Origin of the sequence: Glacieibacterium arshaanense (assembly GCF_004681125.1) — a bacterium.
Taxonomy (GTDB): domain Bacteria; phylum Pseudomonadota; class Alphaproteobacteria; order Sphingomonadales; family Sphingomonadaceae; genus Polymorphobacter_A; species Polymorphobacter_A arshaanense.
This window is the reverse complement of record NZ_SIHO01000002.1, coordinates 586393-603420: the sequence shown is the minus strand read 5'-3', so window position 1 is coordinate 603420 and position 17028 is coordinate 586393. Positions and strand designations below refer to the sequence as shown.

Here is a 17028-nt window from a genome sequence, read left to right as displayed (position 1 = left end):
ATTGAATATCACGCCCGCGTCCACAAAGTTATCCACAGGCAATCTTTACCAGATCAAAAGTAGAACATATAATTTTCGCATTTCACAAAGCCCGAAAATCCGCCATTTCTGCCAAATATGCTACTCTGACCCACGTTTTCCCATTGTTACCCATCAAATCCCATGATAACGCTTCTGCACAGTGTATGCGGGGCTGTATCACCCATGATCCGGTAGTGCGCCTCGCAACGGACTAGGCGCGAACGTGGGAAGGTTCGCGCCCTGACGGTGAGGGCGGGACAACAGGTGACGGCGTTTTTCTTCCACGGCTATGCGTTGAACGCGGTCGACGCGAAGAACCGGCTGTCGGTGCCGTCGGGCTATCGTGACACCAACGAAAAGCGCTCGGGCGAAAAGCAGCTGATCGTCGGCCCCGCCGAACGCGCGCCGTGCCTCGTCGGCTATGACGTACTGCGCTTCGAGCGGCTGCAGGCTCAGCTCAACGAGCGCTTTGCAGGCAACTATTCGGACGAACGCGATGATTTCGCGCGCGATGCCTTCGGTCTCAACGAAAGCCTGCCATACGACGAGACTGGCCGCATCATCCTGTCGCAGTCGCTCAAGTTCGCCAGCGGCATCGACAAGCTGGCGTTCTTCATCGCCGCCGGTGACTATTTCGAAATCTGGCACCCGCAACGGCTGATCGAGCACAAGGGCGCGACCAGCCCCGTCGGGCGTATCGTCCAGCAACTGCTCGACGCGCGCAAATGACCGCCGCTCCGCATATCCCCGTGCTGCTCGACGAAGTGATGGCAGCGCTGACACTGGCCAATGGCGACATCTATGTCGATGGCACTTTTGGCGCCGGCGGCTATACGCGCGCCGCGCTTGCCGCGGGCGCGCGGGCCTATGGGATCGACCGCGACCCGCAGGCGCTGGCGCGCGGCGCGGCACTGGCGGCTGAGTTTGCTGGCCAGCTGACGCTGATCGATGGTCGCTTTGCCGATATGGACAAATCGCTGGAAGCACTCGGCGTCACGCAGGTCGACGCCGTGGCGCTCGATATCGGCGTGTCGTCGATGCAGCTCGACCAGGCCGAGCGCGGCTTTTCGTTCATGAACGACGGCCCGCTCGATATGCGGATGAGCAGCGACGGCCCGACCGCTGCCGATTTCCTCAACACTGCGGACGAATCCGAAATCGCCGATGTCATCTTCCAGCTTGGCGACGAGCCGAAAGCGCGTCGTATCGCACGCGCCATCGTCGCCGACCGGCCGCTGACGCGGACCTCGGAACTGGCACGGCTGGTGCGCAGCGTCTGCGGCTACAAGCCCGGCGGCAAGGACCCCGCCACCAAGACGTTCCAGGCCATCCGTATTCACGTCAACGACGAACTCGGCGAGCTTGATGCCGGACTGCGCGCCGCTGAACGACTGCTGCGCCCGGGTGGCCGCTTGGCGGTGGTCAGCTTCCACAGCCTCGAAGACCGCGCCGTGAAGGGATTTTTGCGTAGCCGTTCGGGCAACGAACCTGGCGGATCGCGCCATTTGCCGCAAGCCGGCACCACCGGCCCTGCCCCGACCTTTTGCGCACCGGCAAAGCCGGTGCGTGCTTCCGAAGCCGAAGCGGCACGCAACCCGCGCGCCCGCTCGGCCACGCTGCGCGCGGCAACGCGTACCGCAGCCCCAGCCTGGAGGATTTGACCCATGTCGAGTTCATTTGGTCGATCGCGCTTCATTGGCAATGGCGCACTGATCTCGGTCGCCATGCTGGCTGCACTGGGGTGCTACACGATTTCGCTCAAGGTGTCGTCCGAACGCGCCGCCGTCGACAAGCTGCGGGCGCAGGTCGTTGCCGACGCGCATGACATCCGCATGTTGCAGTCCGAAGTCCGCACCCGCGCCCGCCTACCCGAGTTGCAGCGTTGGAACGATACGGCGCTCGCGCTGAGCCCGCCCAAGGTTGGGCAGTTTGTCCGCGACGGCGTCCAGCTTGCCAGCTACGCCCCCGGGGCACCGCATCAGGCGGCACCGGCGCCGGTCGCGACGGCGCCTGTCAACGTCGCGCCGGCTACTGCCGCGCCGGCGCCGGTTACCGCCGCACCGCTGCTGCCGGTCACACCGCGCACGGCAAACCAGCTCGCGCCTGGCATGAAGACTATCAACTATGCCGTCTCAAGTGCCAGCCGGCCAAGGCTGATCACCGCACCGGCAGCAATGGCGCCGGCAGTCGCAACCAAAGTGCCGGCCAAGCCTGCGGCGGTCTCCGCTGGGCTCGATTCGTCACTGGTTGAGTCGGTCACCAGCGCCGCCGCTGCCGCGCCGGCAGTCGTTGACAACACCAGCACGCCGAAGGCGCCGATGTAATGACGGCGCTGCCGCTCCGCTCTGAAATCCTGTCGGGCGCCGTGGGGCGCCCGCGTTCGGCAGCGAGCAGCCCCATTCAACTCGCCGGCCAACGCCAGCAGACGTTGGCGCTCGGGCGTCAACGGCTGATGACCGGGCTGTTGCTGTTCTGCATTGCCATCGGCGTACTCGTCCTGCGGCTCGCCGATCTATCACTGCTGCAAGGACGTCCGACCGTCGGTGCCAACCGCAGCACGGGGGCAATTCCGGTGCGCGGCGACATCTATGACCGCAACAATGTCGAGCTGGCGCGGACGTTTGAGGCCTATGGCATCGCTGTGGCGCCGCGCAAACTGGTCGGCAATCCGCGCGTCCTCGCCGAACAAATTGCCGCCATCCTGCCCGACAAGACCGTAGACGGCATCTACAAGGAACTGACGGCGCGCAACTCGTTCCGCTACATCTCGCGCCGCGTGCTGCCTGAGCAGGCGAAGCGTATCAACGACCTCGGCGAGCCAGCGATCACCCTCGAACGCGAGCCCGAGCGCCTTTATCCCAACCTCAATCTGGCCGCGCATGTGATCGGCTATGCGGTCGACGGTGTCGGGAAGGTCGGCGTCGAAAAGGCCTTTGACCACCGGCTGTCCGACCCGTCGACACGCGGCACGCCGATGCATCTGTCGATCGATGCACGTGTCCAGCAAGCTCTCGAAAGCGAAATGGGCGCCGTGCTCGCCGACCAGCGTGCCCAAGGTGCTGCGGGCATCGTCCTCGACGTCCAGACCGGTGAGGTGCTTGCGCTCGCGTCGCTGCCCGATTTCAATCCAAACGCCCCGGGCAAGTCCGATCCGGCGACGCGATACAACAAGGTCAGCTACGGCGTCTACGAACTGGGATCGACGTTCAAGACTCTGACGATCGCGATGGCGCTCGACACGGGTGTCGTTACCAGCATGAACCAGAAGTATGATGCGACCAACCCGATCCGCATCGCTGGCTTCACCATCCACGACGATCACGCGCTGCGCCGTCCCGAAACCATCCCAGAAATCTTCATCCATTCTTCGAATATCGGCACCGCCAAGATGGCTGCCGAACTCGGCCGCGATCGACAGCGTGCGTATCTCGACAAGCTCGGCTTTCTGAAACAGGCCGAGATCGAGCTGCCCGAGCGTGCGTCTCCGCATTTTCCGCCGCTGTCGAACTGGGGCGAACTCGCGACGATGACGATCGGCTTCGGCCACGGGCTGTCGGTTAGCCTCGTCCACCTCGCCAGCGCCTATGCCGCGGTGGTCAACGGCGGCGTGCTGCGGCCAGCGACATTGCTCAAGGTCGAACCCGGCCACGCGCCCGCGGGCACGCGTGTGTTCAGTCCCGGCACGTCGGACACGATGCGCGCGCTGCTGCGGCTCGTCGTCACCGACGGCACAGGGCGCAAGGCCGACGCGCCGGGCTACCGCGTCGGCGGCAAGACCGGCACTGCCGAAAAATTGTCGGGTGGCCGCTATTCCAAGCACGCCAACGTTTCGACCTTCGCAGCCGCGTTTCCGATGGATCACCCGCGCTATGTCGTGGTGACGATGATCGACGATCCGCAGGGCAGCAAGGCAACCTATGGCTTCCGCACCGCGGGGATGGTGATCGCGCCCGCGGTGTCGCGGATCGTCCAGCGCATCGGTCCGATCCTCGGCGTCACCCCCGACGTCAACAAAGACGTAGATGTCGCAGCGCTGCTCAGCGAGATCCACGACAAGGCCGCCGAATGAAACTGGGGGCGCTCTACCCTGCTGCGCCGACCAGTGCCGCTGACCTGCGTGTCAGCGGTTTTGCGCTTGATCATCGCAAGGTTGCGCCGGGCACGGTATTTGGCGCCTTTATCGGCACGCGCTTCAATGGCGAGGATTTCATCGCAGATGCCATCGCCAATGGTGCCGTCGCGGTCGTGGCACGGCCCGAGGCCGTCGTCGAAGGCGCACTGCACATTTCCGATGCGGAGCCGCGTCGCGTGTTCGCCCGCCTTGCTGCAAAGTTCTTCGCACCCTTCCCCGCAACTACCGTGGCCGTCACCGGCACCAACGGCAAGACGTCGACCGCTGAACTGACGCGGCAACTGTGGCGGCTGGCCGGTCATGTCGCCGCGAGCATCGGCACGCTCGGCGTCACTACCGCCAACGATCAAGTCTCGACTGGGCTGACCACGCCCGACGTCGTCACCTTTCTGGCCAATATGGCAGGGCTGCAGCGCGAGGGCATCACCCACGCAAGCTTCGAAGCCTCGAGCCACGGTCTGGCGCAGTATCGCACCGAAGGACTGCCGGTTGCTGCCGGGGCCTTCACCAATCTGAGTCGCGACCACCTCGACTATCACGAGACGATGGAGGCCTATTTCGCCGCCAAATTGCGGCTATTTAGCGAAGTCGTCGATGCCGATGGCGCCGCCGTGATTTGGGCCGATGATGCCTGGAGCGAGCGCGCCATTGCGGCGGCGCGCGCCCGTGGCCTCAAGCTGCTGACCGTCGGGACGCTCGGCCAAACTATCCGCATGGTATCGCGGACACCAACCCAGCTTGGCCAGACGCTCGAACTCGAAGCCGGTGGCAAGGCGCACAAGGTCATCCTGCCGCTGATCGGCGCCTATCAGGCCGCTAATGCGCTCGTCGCTGCAGGGCTGGTACTGGCGACCGGCGGTGACCTGGCCACGACCCTCGGCGGGCTGTCACGCCTGCAACCAGTGCGCGGGCGGCTCGAACGCGCGGTCATCACTGCGGCGGGTGCGCCGGTCTATGTGGATTATGCCCATACGCCCGACGGGCTTGTCGCGGCGATTGCGGCGCTGCGGCCGCATACGCGTGGCAAGCTGCATCTGGTCTTCGGCGCTGGCGGCGACCGCGACACCGGCAAACGTCCGCAAATGGGCGCCATCGCCATCGAGCAGGCCGACGTCGTCATCGTCACCGACGACAATCCGCGCAGCGAGGATCCGGCAAGCATCCGCGCGGACATCATGGCAGCGGCCGCCGGCGCCACTGAAATCGGCGACCGCCGCTCGGCAATTGCGGCTGCCATCAAAGCAGCCGACGGCGATGACGTCATTCTGATTGCCGGAAAGGGCCATGAACAGGGCCAGATCGTCGGCAACCGCGTACTGCCGTTCGATGACGTGCAGGTTGCGCGCGAGTGCGCCCAATGACCGCCCCGCTCTGGACAGCAGACGCGATTGCCACAGCCACAGGCGGCACCGTATCCGCGCCGTTCAATGCGGGCGGTGTCTGCTTCGATTCGCGTGAAGTCATCGGCGGCGAATTGTTCGTGGCGCTCAAGGGCGAAACCACCGACGGCCACCGCTTCATCCCGACTGCGCTCGAGCGCGGCGCTTCGGGACTGCTGGTCAGCACGCCGGCCGGCGCACCGCATGTGCTGGTCGCCGATACTACCGCCGCACTCGACGCACTTGGTCGCGCTGCACGGGCACGTACCGCCGCCACGATCATCGGCGTCACGGGCAGTGTCGGCAAGACGGGAGTCAAAGAGGCGCTGCGTGCCGCGCTCGACCGTTTCGCGCCGGGCCACACGCATGCGTCGGTCAAGTCGTACAACAACCACACCGGCGTGCCGCTGAGCCTGTCGCGGATGCCCGCCGATAGCCGCTTCGGCGTCTTCGAAATGGGCATGAACCATGCCGGCGAATTGGCCGCGCTGACGCAGCTGGTGCGGCCCAACATCGCGATCATCACATGGATTGCCAGCGCACACCGTGAATTCTTCGCCAGCGAGGAAGCGATTGCCGACGCCAAGGGTGAAGTGTTCGGCGGGCTCGAGCCCGGCGGCATCGCCATCATTCCGTTCGACAGCATCCACCGCGACCGACTGATCGCCCATGCCAAACCGCACGCGGCGCGCATCATCACCTTCGGTCTGGGCGAAGGCGCCGATGTTCGCGCACTCGATTATGCCATCCTTCCCGATTGCACCACCGCCACCGCCGATGTGCTGGGCACGCGGCTGACGTTCAAGGTTGGCATGGCGGGCCGCCACTGGCTCGGCAATGCGCTCGCGGTGCTCGCCGCCGTGCAGGCCGCCGGCGGCGATCTGGCGCTCGCCGGACTGGCGCTCGCCGAACTGTCGGACCTGCCAGGGCGCGGCAAGCGGCTACGTATAGCGCGTGGTGACGGCAGCGCCGTCATCATCGACGAAAGCTACAACGCCAACCCCGCTTCGATGGCGGCGGCACTTGCAGTCCTCGGCGAAATTCGTCCGTTGCGTCGCGGTCGACGGCTTGCCGTGCTCGGCGCGATGCGTGAACTCGGCAGCGGCTCGGATGACTATCACCTTGGGCTCGCCAGCGCTGTCGCGGCCGCCGGGGTCGATCGCGCTATTCTGGTTGGCGACGAAATCAAACCGCTTGCAGCAACGCTTCGGCAGAAACTCAGCACGCTCTATGTGCCTGATGCGGCGGCTGCGCTCGCGGCGGTGAACGGCGAACTCGCCGAGGATGATGTTTTGCTCGTCAAGGGCTCGAACAGTGTCGGCCTCGGCCGGCTGGTGGCTGAACTGCAGGGGGATGTGGCGTCATGATTTATGTGCTCGCCGACCTGGCCGGCTTCGAAGGCTTTTCCAACCTCTTCCGCTACATCACCTTCCGCAGCGGCGCAGCGCTAATCACTGCGCTCGCCATTGCGCTGATTGCCGGACCGCGCTTCATTATCTGGTTGCGCAAGATGCAGGGCAAGGAAGGCCAGCCGATCCGCGAAGACGGGCCGGCATCGCACCTCATCACCAAGCGCGGCACCCCGACAATGGGCGGCCTGCTCATCCTGATTTCGATGACGCTTTCGACCTTGCTGTGGATGGACCTTGGCAACGGCTACACCTGGGCGTGCCTGTTTGTGACGCTGGGCTTCGGCGCGATCGGCTTCATGGATGACTATGACAAGGTCACCAAGCGCTCGCACAAGGGCGTTTCAGGCCGCATCCGGCTGTTGATGGAGTTCGCCATCGCTGGTGCCGCATGTGCCTGGGTAGTCTGGTACACAGGTGATTCAACGCTGTACTTGCCGCTGCTCAAGGACGGCGGGCTGGCGCTCGGGCTGTTCTACATCGCCTTTGCATCGTTCATCATCGCGGGGTTCGGCAATGCGGTGAACTTGACCGACGGGCTCGACGGGTTGGCGACGATGCCGGTCATCATTGCGGCGCTGACGCTGGGCGTGATCGCCTATCTCGCCGGCAACATCAAATTCGCCGACTACCTCGGCATCCACCATGTCGCCGGCTCGGGCGAGCTGGCCATCTTTACGGCGGCAGTCATCGGCGCCTGCCTCGGCTTCCTGTGGTACAACGCGCCGCCGGCCGCGGTGTTCATGGGCGATACCGGCAGCCTCGCATTGGGCGGCGCGCTCGGCATGATCGCCGTCATTACGCGTCACGAAATCGTGTTGCTGCTAATCGGCGGGCTGTTCGTGCTCGAAACCGTCAGTGTCATCGTCCAGGTCGTCAGCTTCAAGACCACCGGCAAGCGCGTCTTCAAGATGGCACCGATCCACCACCATTTCGAACATCTCGGCTGGAGCGAGTCGACCGTGGTGATCCGCTTCTGGATCGTCGCGATCGTGCTGGCGCTCGCGGGTCTCGCCACGCTGAAGCTGCGGTGATCACGGCAAACGCCTTTCGCGGTAAACGCTACGCGGTCTACGGCCTGGCGCGCACCGGCAAGGCGGTCATCGACGCGCTGGTCGCGAGCGGCGCCGATGTCGTCGCCTGGGACGATAAGCCAGTAGCGCGCGAAAGCTGTGCGGTGCCGCTGGTGGATCTGCATGACGCGAAGCTGGTCAGTCTTGACGCATTGGTGGTGTCGCCCGGCGTGCCGCTACGCACGCATCCGCTGACGCAGCGTGCAGCCAGCGCCGGCGTCAAGATCATCGGCGACATCGAACTGTTCGCCCAGGCACGTGCCGAACTGCCGCCGCACCGCGTCGTCGGCATTACCGGCACCAACGGCAAATCGACGACCACGGCGCTGATCCACCATCTACTGCAAAGCTCCGGAGTGAGCGCACGGCTTGGCGGCAATATCGGACTGCCGATCATGGCGCAGGAGCCACTGCCCGCCGGCGGCGTTTATGTCCTCGAGCTGTCGTCGTACCAGCTTGACCTGACTTTCAGCCTCGACTGCGACGTCGCGGTGCTGCTCAACATTACCCCCGACCACCTCGACCGCCACGGCGACATGGCCGGTTACGCCGCAGCCAAGGCGCGTTTGTTCGCGATGCAGTCGGATGCCCATACGGCGGTCATCGCCGCCGAAGACGATTACACGCGTGCCATTGCCGCCTCGGTCAGCGCGAAGCTGGTCACCGTAGCCGCCGCCGACATCGGCGCCGAACAGGCCGACTGGCCGAGCCTGCAGGGTCCGCACAACGCCCAGAATGCCGCCGCTGCGATTGCCGCAGTGCGCGCGCTGGGACTAACCGACGCGCAAATCGCTGCCGGATTGGCGAGCTACCCCGGCCTCGAACACCGCATGGAGCGGGTGCGCGAGTTAAACGGCGTGTTGTTCGTCAATGACAGCAAGGCGACCAATCCGACGTCGACGGCACCGGCGCTCGCTGCCTACCCGCGCATCCACTGGATTGCCGGCGGCCTCGCCAAGACTCCCGAACTCGACGCCTGCCTGCCGCAGCTTGGCCATGTCGCCGCCGCCTATCTGATCGGCGAGGCGATGCCGGTGTTCTCTGCAATCTTGAAGCCGCATGTTCCCGTCATCGAAGCCGGCACGCTCGATGTCGCGACGCGCACTGCCGCTGCCGCCGCACGCCCGGGTGACACGGTGTTGCTGTCACCGGCCTGCGCCTCGTTCGACCAGTTCAGCGATTTCGAAGCGCGCGGCCGCGCCTTCGTCAGCATTGTGGAGAGTCTGTGATGGCATCACGCGCCGCCCCCGCCAATTCGCTGACTAACTCGCTGTCGGCAACGCTGTCGCGCAACAACCGTTCGGCGCTGGGCCGTTGGTTCTGGACGATTGACCGGCCGCTGCTGGTCATGGTGTTGATGCTCATCGGCTGCGGCGCATTGGCGGTGGCTGCGGCATCGCCCGCAGCAGCGCATCGTTATTCGGGCGGCACAGTGGTCGTCGGCGATCTGTATTACCTCAAGCGCCAGATCCTGTGGATCATTGCCGGCGTGCCGTTGATGCTGGCGGTTTCGATGCTGCCGATTGTCTGGGCCAAGCGCCTGGCGATTGGCGGTACGGCGTTCTGCATCGTCGCGCTGATGCTGGTGCCGATCCTCGGCCATGAAGCCAATGGCGCGACGCGCTGGCTGCAGTTGCCGGGGTTCGGCTTCCAGCCCTCCGAGTTCCTCAAGCCACTGTTCATCGTGACCACGGCGTGGCTGCTGTCGGCACGCATTGAGGACCCGACGATGCCGACAATGCAACTATCGTTCCTGTTGCTGCTCGTCGTCGCGGGGTTGCTCGTCAAACAGCCCGATTTCGGCCAGACGGCATTGTTCAGCGCGGTGTGGCTGGCTCAGGCGGTGCTCGCCGGCATGGGGCTGTCGGTCATCGGCATCCTCATCGTTGTTGCCGCCGGTGGCATCGGCGTCGCGTATCTGTTCGTGCCGCACGTCACCAGCCGCATCGACCGTTTCATCACCGGCGGCGGCGACACCTATCAGATTGACCGCGCGCTCGACTGCTTCCGCGCCGGCGGCCTATTCGGTACCGGTCCGGGCGAAGGCCGGATGAAGTTCAAGCTGCCTGAACCGCACACCGATTACATTTTTTCGGTGATCGGCGAGGAGTTCGGCGCCATCGCCTGCATGCTGCTGGCAATACTATATCTTGCGATTGTCATCCGGGTTTTGCTACAACTGCTTGATGAGGAAGATCCCTTCATCTTTCTCGCAGCGGCGGGGCTAGTGACACAATTCGGACTTCAGGCGGCGATCAATATGGCCGTGAATCTCAAGCTTTTGCCGTCCAAGGGCATGACGCTGCCGTTCATCAGCCATGGCGGGTCGTCGTACCTCGCGCTGGCGATCGGCATGGGTCTTTTGCTGGCGCTGACGCGACGTAATCCGTTCCTCAAGGCGTCGCCCTATGCGCGCCGCTGGCAGGCGGCGTGACCGCTGGCCGCCCCTTCGTACTCGCCGCCGGTGGCACCGGCGGTCACATGGTGCCCGCGCATGTGCTGGCAACTGAGCTGCGCGCGCGCGGGCATGCGGTCCACCTCGTCACCGACGCGCGCGGCCTGCGCTTTCCCGGACTCTTTGAAGGTTTCCCGCGTACGGTCGTCGATGCCGCAAGTACCGGTCGCAGCGGCATGCTGGCGTTGCCCAAGGTCGCCGCGAGCATCTGGCGCGGCCGCGGCACGGCGCGCCGGCTGTTCGCCGACATCCGCCCGCGCGCTGTCGTCGGCTTCGGCGGCTATCCGGCGCTGCCCGGCCTGCTGGCGGCACTGTCGATGAAGCTGCCCACCGTCATCCATGAACAGAACGCCGTGCTCGGCCGCGTCAACCGCTTCCTCGCGCCGCGCGTCGACCGCATTGCCACCAGCTATGCCAAGGTCCGCCGCCTCGCTGCCGGCTGGGCGGGCAAGACGGTGTTGACGGGCAATCCGGTGCGCCCCGAAGTCATCGCCGCACGCGCCGTGCCGTTCCTTGCCGATGCGCCGCGGCTGCGGTTGCTTGTCACCGGCGGCAGCCAGGGCGCCAGCATCCTGTCGCAGGTCGTCCCCGCAGCGGTTGCCGCACTGCCCGACGCGTTGCGCGCGCGGCTAGATGTCGTGCATCAGGCCCGCGACGAGGATGCCGCCGCCGTCACCGCCGCCTACCGCGCCGCTGGCATTGAACCAACGGTCGCCGCCTATTTCGTCGACCTGCCCGCCGAAATCGCCGCCAGCCATGTCGTCGTGGCGCGCGCCGGAGCGTCGACGGTTGCCGAACTCGCTGTCGCCGGGCGCCCGTCTATCCTCGTGCCGCTGCCGATTGCCACCGACGACCACCAGACCGACAACGCCCGCGCCATTGCCGACCTGGGTGGCGCGCAGGTCATTGCACAACCGGCGTTCACGCCTGCTGCGGTCAGCGCTGCACTCGTCACCTGGCTGGGCGATCCCGTGGCACTGGCGCGCGCTGCGGCCGGCGCACGACTGGCCGGCCGTCCTGATGCCGCGTCGGCGCTGGCCGACCTTGTTATTGCCGTTGCGGAGGCCGCATGAGTACCCGTCCCACTCCGCTCGTCTCGCCGGCGTTCGGCCGCCAGCTCGGCACGATCCACTTTATCGGCATCGGCGGCATCGGCATGTCGGGCATCGCCGAAGTCATGCACAACCTCGGCTTCAAGGTGCAGGGCTCGGACGTCGCCGAAGGTTATGTCGTGCAGGGCCTGCGCGACCGCGGCATCAATGTCACCATTGGCCACAAGGCCGAAAACCTCGGCGACGCAGCCGTTGTCGTGACTTCAACCGCGATCCGCCGCGACAATCCCGAAGTCGAGCGCGCGCTCGAACGCCGCATCCCCGTTGTGCGACGCGCCGAAATGCTTGCAGAGCTGATGCGACTGAAGTCCTGCGTCGCCGTCGCCGGAACGCACGGCAAGACCACCACGACGTCGATGGTGGCAGCGCTGCTCGATGCCGCAGGCTTTGACCCGACGGTCATCAACGGCGGCATCATCAACAGCTACGGCTCGAACGCCCGGCTTGGCGCCGGTGAGTGGATGGTTGTTGAAGCCGATGAAAGCGACGGCAGCTTCTTGCGGCTCGGCGGCACGATCGGCGTCGTCACCAACATCGATCCCGAACACCTTGATCACTACGGCAGCTTCGACAAGGTCAAGGACGCCTTCGTCCAGTTCGTCGAGCATGTGCCGTTCTATGGCGCCGCCGTCCTGTGCATCGACCATCCCGAAGTCCAGGCTATCCTGCCGCGCGTGCAGGACCGCCGCATCGTGACCTATGGTTTCAGCGCGCAGGCCGATGTCCGCGGCGAGGCCGTGACGCCAGTGCCGGGCGGCAACCGCTTCGCGGCCGTCATCCGCAACCGCGACGGCAGCACGCGCCGTATCGACGATCTGATGCTGCCGATGCCCGGCCGCCACAATGTCCAGAATGCGCTGTCGGCGGTCGCCGTCGCGGTCGAGCTCGGCATTGCCGATGCCGACATCATCACCGGCTTCGCACGCTTCGGCGGCGTCAAGCGACGCTTCACCAAGGTCGGCGAAGTCATCGTCGAAGGCGGCACTGCGACGATCATCGATGACTATGGGCATCACCCCGTCGAGATCAAGGCTGTGCTGGCCGCCGCGCGGGAAGGCGCACAGGGCCGCGTCATTGCGGTGGTCCAGCCGCACCGCTTCACGCGGCTGCAGTCGCTGATGGCCGAGTTCCAGACGGCGTTCAACGATGCCGATGCGGTGCTGGTCGCGCCGGTCTACACGGCGGGCGAAGCGCCGATCCCCGGCGTCGACAGCGATGCACTGGCGACCGGACTGAAGCGCGCCGGCCATCGCTCGGTCGGCACCGTGACCGGCGCCGATGACCTTGCCGTGCGCCTTGCGGCGATGATTGCCCCCGATGACATGATCATCTGCCTGGGTGCCGGTGACATCACCAAATGGGCCGCCGGCCTGGCCAGTGCCATCAACACCGCGCGGGGTGGCGGATGAACGCCGCGCCGCGCCTTGCCCATCCCGCCCTGCCGCCGCTGCGTGGTAGTGTTGCCGCGCATGCCAGCCTTGCCGACTTCATCTGGTTCCGCACCGGCGGCGAGGCCGAGTGGCTGGTGCGTCCTGCCGATGTCGATGACCTGTCGACCTTCCTGACAGCACTGCCCGCCGATGTGCCGGTGCTGCCCGTCGGCGTCGGGTCGAACCTCATCGTCCGCGATGGCGGCGTCCCCGGCGTTGTCGTTCGCTTGCCGAAGCGTTTTGCATCGGTCAGCGTGGAAAGCGATGTCGTGACGGCGGGTGCGGCAGCCATGGGCATCACCGTCGCCAGCGCGGCGCGCGACGCATCGCTCGCGGGCCTGGAATTCTTGCGCGGCATCCCCGGCACGGTCGGCGGCGCGGTGCGGATGAACGCCGGTGCCTATGGCCGCGAAGTCGCCGACTGCCTGATCGACGCGACCGTCGTCCACCGGGATGGCCGCGTCGAAACTTTGGCTGCCGCTGCCTTGGGCTTTTCGTATCGCCATTCGGGGCTTGAAGACGGCGCCGTCGTGGTCAGCGCGCGGTTTCGTGGTGTCCCCGGCGACAAGGCCGCGGTCACCGCCGAAATGGATCGCATTGCTGCCGAGCGCGAAGCCTCACAGCCGCTGCGCTCGCGCACCGGCGGCTCGACGTTCAAGAATCCGCCGGGCGAGAAAGCCTGGCAGCTCGTCGATGCGGCCGGCTGCCGCGGGCTGAAGATCGGCGGCGCGCAAGTCAGCGAAAAGCACACGAACTTCCTGCTTAACACCGGCAAGGCGAGTAGTGCCGACATCGAAGCGCTGGGCGAGGAAGTCCGGACGCGCGTCAAGGCGCAGTCGGGCATTGAACTCGAATGGGAAATCCAGCGCGTGGGTGTGAAGCAATGACGGCACGGCTTCATGTGGCCGTGCTGATGGGCGGGTGGTCGAACGAGCGCCAGGTCTCGCTGACGTCGGGTGCGGGGATCGCTGCAGCATTGCGCCGCATCGGCCACAAGGTCACCGAAATCGACATGGACCGCGATGTCGCGTTGCGGCTGCGCGAGATTGCACCCGATGTGGTGTTCAACGCGCTGCACGGCACGCCCGGCGAAGACGGCACGGTGCAGGGCATGCTCGACCTGATGGGCCTCAGATACACGCATTCGGGGCTGACCGCCTCGGCGATTGCCATCGACAAGCAGCTCACCAAGGCGATCCTCGCGCCGCGTGGCATCCGCATGCCCGGTGGCCATGTCGTCAAGTCGGCATCGCTGCACGACGGCGACCCGCTGCCGCGCCCCTATGTACTGAAGCCCGTCAACGAGGGCTCGTCGGTCGGCGTTGCCATCGTTACCGACGCATCGAACTATGGCAATCCGATCGCACACTCTGCCGAAGGCCCGTGGCAGCAGTTCGACGAACTGCTCGCCGAGCCGTTCATCGCTGGCAAGGAACTGACCGTTGCGGTGCTCGACGGCGAGGCGTTGGCGGTTACCGAACTGATGCCGACGCAGGGCTTTTATGACTATGACGCCAAATACACCGACGGACTGACCGTTCACCAATGCCCCGCTGAATTGCCCGCCGACGTCACGCAGGCGGCGATGAAAATGGCGGTCGATGCGCACATCGCGCTGGGTTGCTGCGGCGCGACGCGCTCGGATTTCCGCTACGATCCCGCGCAGGGCCTGGCCGGACTTTACCTGCTTGAGGTCAATACCCAGCCGGGCATGACTCCGCTCAGCCTGGTGCCCGAGCAGGCCAAGTATCGCGGTATCGATTACGACGCGCTGGTAGCGCGTATTGTCGCGAGTGCGCTGGCATGAGCAGCGTCGCCCTCAAGCGCGGCGAAGTCCGCAAGCGCCCTGCCGCGCGGCGCCCGGCGCCACAACCATCACTGCGGCGCATCGCAGTGCCAATTTCGGCGGCCGTATTGCGCCGCAACGCCATTACGGCGTTCATCTTGTTGGCGCTGGCGGCGGGCGTGGTGGTCATCACCCTGCTCGGACTGCCGCAGCAATGGTGGATGGCGACCGCGCAGGCCGCAGGCCGCGCCGGCTTCGAAGTCAAGCATGTCGAGGTTGCGGGCGTTCAAAAGGCACCCAAGTTGAAAATCTATGGTGCCACGCTCGATGGTCCGACCAACTCGATGCTGCTCGTCGATCTTGATGCAACACGCGCCAGACTGCTCGCACTGCCTTGGGTTGCCGACGCCAGCGTTTCGCGACGACTGCCCGATACGCTGCGCGTTACGATCGTCGAGCGCGCGCCGATGGCGCTTTGGCAATACCAGCATCAGCTTACGGTCATCGACAAGAGTGGCAGAAAGCTGACTAACGAGAATCTTCTGGAATATGCCAAGCTGCCGCTTGTCGTCGGACCGGGTGCCAACATTCAGGCGCATGACTTGCTGATGCTGCTCGCGACCCAGCCCGATATCGCTGACAAGGTCGATGCCGCGACGTTCGTCGGCACACGTCGCTGGGATGTGCGTTTCAAGTCGGGCGAGACGCTGGCGCTGCCCGAAGGCCGTGCAGCGGCCGCCAAGGCGCTCGCCAGCTTCGCCAAGCTCAACCGCAGCAACCAGCTGCTCGACCGCGGCTTTGCGCGCTTCGACATGCGCTTGCCCGGCAAGATGACAGTGCGGGTGCGCAGCGACGCCGGCAGTACCAACCCTACGCCGCGCGAGATGTCGATATGAGCGCCGCCAAGGTAAGCCGCGGCGTCGGCCGCAGCGAACGCACCATTGCCGTGCTCGATGTCGGCACGTCGAAGGTCGCTGCGTTGATCGCGATGATCGGCAGCGAAGGTAATGAACCGCGTGTCATCGGCACCGGCCAGCGCGCCTGTCAGGGTGTCCGGCGCGGGCTGGTCGCCGACATGGAAAAGACCGAAAGTGCGATCCGCGCGGCGATGGACCAGGCCGAACGCAGCGCCGGCGTCACGGCCGATGCTGTGTATGTCAACATTTCTGCAGGCGGGCTCGACAGCGAGGTCGTCACCGTTGAAATCGACATTTCCGGCCATGCCATCACCAAGATCGACATCGACACGTTGCTCGCCGCCGGGCGCGCCCGCATCGACCCCGGCACCCGCGCCGTGCTGCATGCGCAACCGGCGCTTTACACGATCGACGGGCTGACAGGCGTCGCCAATCCGTTTGGCTTCCATGCCGACCGTCTAGGCGTCGACATTCATGTCGTCACCGCCGAGACGCCGCCGATCCGCAATCTCGACCTTGTCGTGCGCACTGCCCACCTCGGCGTTCACACTATCGTCGCCGCGCCAGTCGCTTCGAGCCTCGCCTGTCTGGCGCGAGAAGAACGCGAGCTTGGGGTCGCGCTGGTCGAAATTGGCGCAGGTGTCACCAATGTCGCGGTGCACGCTGGCGGGCAGCTTGTCGGCCTCGCGTCGATCGCCATGGGTGCCGGCGATATCACCAACGACATCGCCAGCGCCTTTGCCACCAAGCGCAGCCATGCCGAGCGGCTGAAGACCCTGCATGGTGCTGCCATCACCGTGCAAAAGGATAATCACGAAGTCATCGAGATCCCGCCGGTCAGCGATGACGAAGGTGCCGAGGGCCAGCGCGTCCCAAAGGCGCAGATTGTCGGCGTCATTCGCCACCGCCTCGACATGCTGTTCGGCGAAGTGGCCAAAAGCCTGATCGCCATGGGCTTCACCGGCCCGCAGGCGCGTCAGGTCGTGCTGACCGGCGGTGGCGCGGAACTCAAGGCCATCGCCGATTTCGCCCAGGGCGTGCTGGGCCGCAACGTCCGCATTGCCCGCCCGCGTGGCCTCACCGGATTGCCCGACGCCCAATCGAGCTGCGCCTTCGCAACGCTCGCCGGGCTCGCACTGTTTGCCGCCGAAGACGTCCCCGACCTGTGGAACAAGGGACCGACACCTGCACCATCCAACCCCCGCAGCGGCGGCGGGCGCTGGCTCAACATGTTCGATCGCCTGAAGTCATCAATCTGATCCAAGACCAAGAAACGAACTTTACCGCAACAAGGCCCAATCCGGGCGCCAAACA

Annotated in this window: 15 protein-coding genes; all 15 read left to right on the top strand. The window is 65.5% G+C overall.

Annotated elements, in window-relative coordinates; translation table 11 throughout:
- Positions 1 to 285 precede the first annotated feature (285 nt).
- From EUV02_RS09120 to ftsA, 15 genes are read left to right on the top strand one after another with little or no spacing between them, the layout of a single operon-like run.
- Positions 286 to 750 (top strand): division/cell wall cluster transcriptional repressor MraZ, encoded by a 465-nt coding sequence (locus tag EUV02_RS09120; RefSeq protein ID WP_166430575.1) that lies wholly within the window; start codon positions 286 to 288, stop codon positions 748 to 750.
- Positions 747 to 1682, top strand: a complete 936-nt coding sequence (rsmH, locus tag EUV02_RS09115) for a 16S rRNA (cytosine(1402)-N(4))-methyltransferase RsmH (RefSeq protein ID WP_135245924.1) — start codon at positions 747 to 749, stop codon at positions 1680 to 1682. Before EUV02_RS09120 ends, rsmH begins: the two co-directional genes overlap by 4 nt.
- 3 nt (positions 1683 to 1685) lie before the next feature.
- On the top strand, positions 1686 to 2345 hold the full coding sequence (locus EUV02_RS09110) for a hypothetical protein (protein ID WP_135245923.1): 660 nt from the start codon (positions 1686 to 1688) through the stop codon (positions 2343 to 2345).
- Positions 2345 to 4090, top strand: a complete 1746-nt coding sequence (locus EUV02_RS09105) for a peptidoglycan D,D-transpeptidase FtsI family protein (RefSeq protein ID WP_135245922.1) — start codon at positions 2345 to 2347, stop codon at positions 4088 to 4090. Before EUV02_RS09110 ends, EUV02_RS09105 begins: the two co-directional genes overlap by 1 nt.
- Positions 4087 to 5514, top strand: coding sequence for a UDP-N-acetylmuramoyl-L-alanyl-D-glutamate--2,6-diaminopimelate ligase (locus EUV02_RS09100; protein WP_135245921.1), 1428 nt, complete (start codon positions 4087 to 4089; stop codon positions 5512 to 5514). The genes EUV02_RS09105 and EUV02_RS09100 overlap by 4 nt, the downstream gene beginning before the upstream one ends.
- Positions 5511 to 6899, top strand: a complete 1389-nt coding sequence (locus EUV02_RS09095) for a UDP-N-acetylmuramoyl-tripeptide--D-alanyl-D-alanine ligase (RefSeq protein ID WP_135245920.1) — start codon at positions 5511 to 5513, stop codon at positions 6897 to 6899. The genes EUV02_RS09100 and EUV02_RS09095 overlap by 4 nt, the downstream gene beginning before the upstream one ends.
- A complete protein-coding gene (mraY, locus tag EUV02_RS09090; protein WP_135245919.1) occupies positions 6896 to 7975 on the top strand; it encodes a phospho-N-acetylmuramoyl-pentapeptide-transferase in 1080 nt (359 codons plus the stop codon). The genes EUV02_RS09095 and mraY overlap by 4 nt, the downstream gene beginning before the upstream one ends.
- Positions 7972 to 9243: a UDP-N-acetylmuramoyl-L-alanine--D-glutamate ligase gene (gene murD / locus EUV02_RS09085; RefSeq protein ID WP_135245918.1), complete on the top strand. Its 1272-nt coding sequence runs from the start codon at positions 7972 to 7974 to the stop codon at positions 9241 to 9243. Before mraY ends, murD begins: the two co-directional genes overlap by 4 nt.
- Complete coding sequence (locus EUV02_RS09080) at positions 9243 to 10448, top strand: FtsW/RodA/SpoVE family cell cycle protein (protein WP_135245917.1); 1206 nt, start codon at positions 9243 to 9245, stop codon at positions 10446 to 10448. The genes murD and EUV02_RS09080 overlap by 1 nt, the downstream gene beginning before the upstream one ends.
- Positions 10445 to 11542, top strand: coding sequence for an undecaprenyldiphospho-muramoylpentapeptide beta-N-acetylglucosaminyltransferase (gene murG, locus EUV02_RS09075; RefSeq protein WP_135245916.1), 1098 nt, complete (start codon positions 10445 to 10447; stop codon positions 11540 to 11542). Before EUV02_RS09080 ends, murG begins: the two co-directional genes overlap by 4 nt.
- Positions 11539 to 12990 (top strand): UDP-N-acetylmuramate--L-alanine ligase, encoded by a 1452-nt coding sequence (gene murC, locus EUV02_RS09070; RefSeq protein WP_135245915.1) that lies wholly within the window; start codon positions 11539 to 11541, stop codon positions 12988 to 12990. Before murG ends, murC begins: the two co-directional genes overlap by 4 nt.
- The gene (murB, locus tag EUV02_RS09065; RefSeq protein ID WP_135245914.1) at positions 12987 to 13898 is read left to right on the top strand and encodes a UDP-N-acetylmuramate dehydrogenase; all 912 of its coding nucleotides are present in this window, start codon (positions 12987 to 12989) and stop codon (positions 13896 to 13898) included. Before murC ends, murB begins: the two co-directional genes overlap by 4 nt.
- Positions 13895 to 14818 carry a D-alanine--D-alanine ligase gene (locus EUV02_RS09060; protein WP_135245913.1) on the top strand — a complete coding sequence of 308 codons (924 nt, stop codon included), beginning with the start codon at positions 13895 to 13897 and terminating at the stop codon, positions 14816 to 14818. The genes murB and EUV02_RS09060 overlap by 4 nt, the downstream gene beginning before the upstream one ends.
- A complete protein-coding gene (locus tag EUV02_RS09055; protein ID WP_135245912.1) occupies positions 14815 to 15693 on the top strand; it encodes a cell division protein FtsQ/DivIB in 879 nt (292 codons plus the stop codon). Before EUV02_RS09060 ends, EUV02_RS09055 begins: the two co-directional genes overlap by 4 nt.
- Entirely contained in the window at positions 15690 to 16973 is a 1284-nt protein-coding gene (gene ftsA / locus EUV02_RS09050; RefSeq protein WP_135245911.1) for a cell division protein FtsA, read from the top strand. The genes EUV02_RS09055 and ftsA overlap by 4 nt, the downstream gene beginning before the upstream one ends.
- Positions 16974 to 17028: the final 55 nt, after the last annotated feature.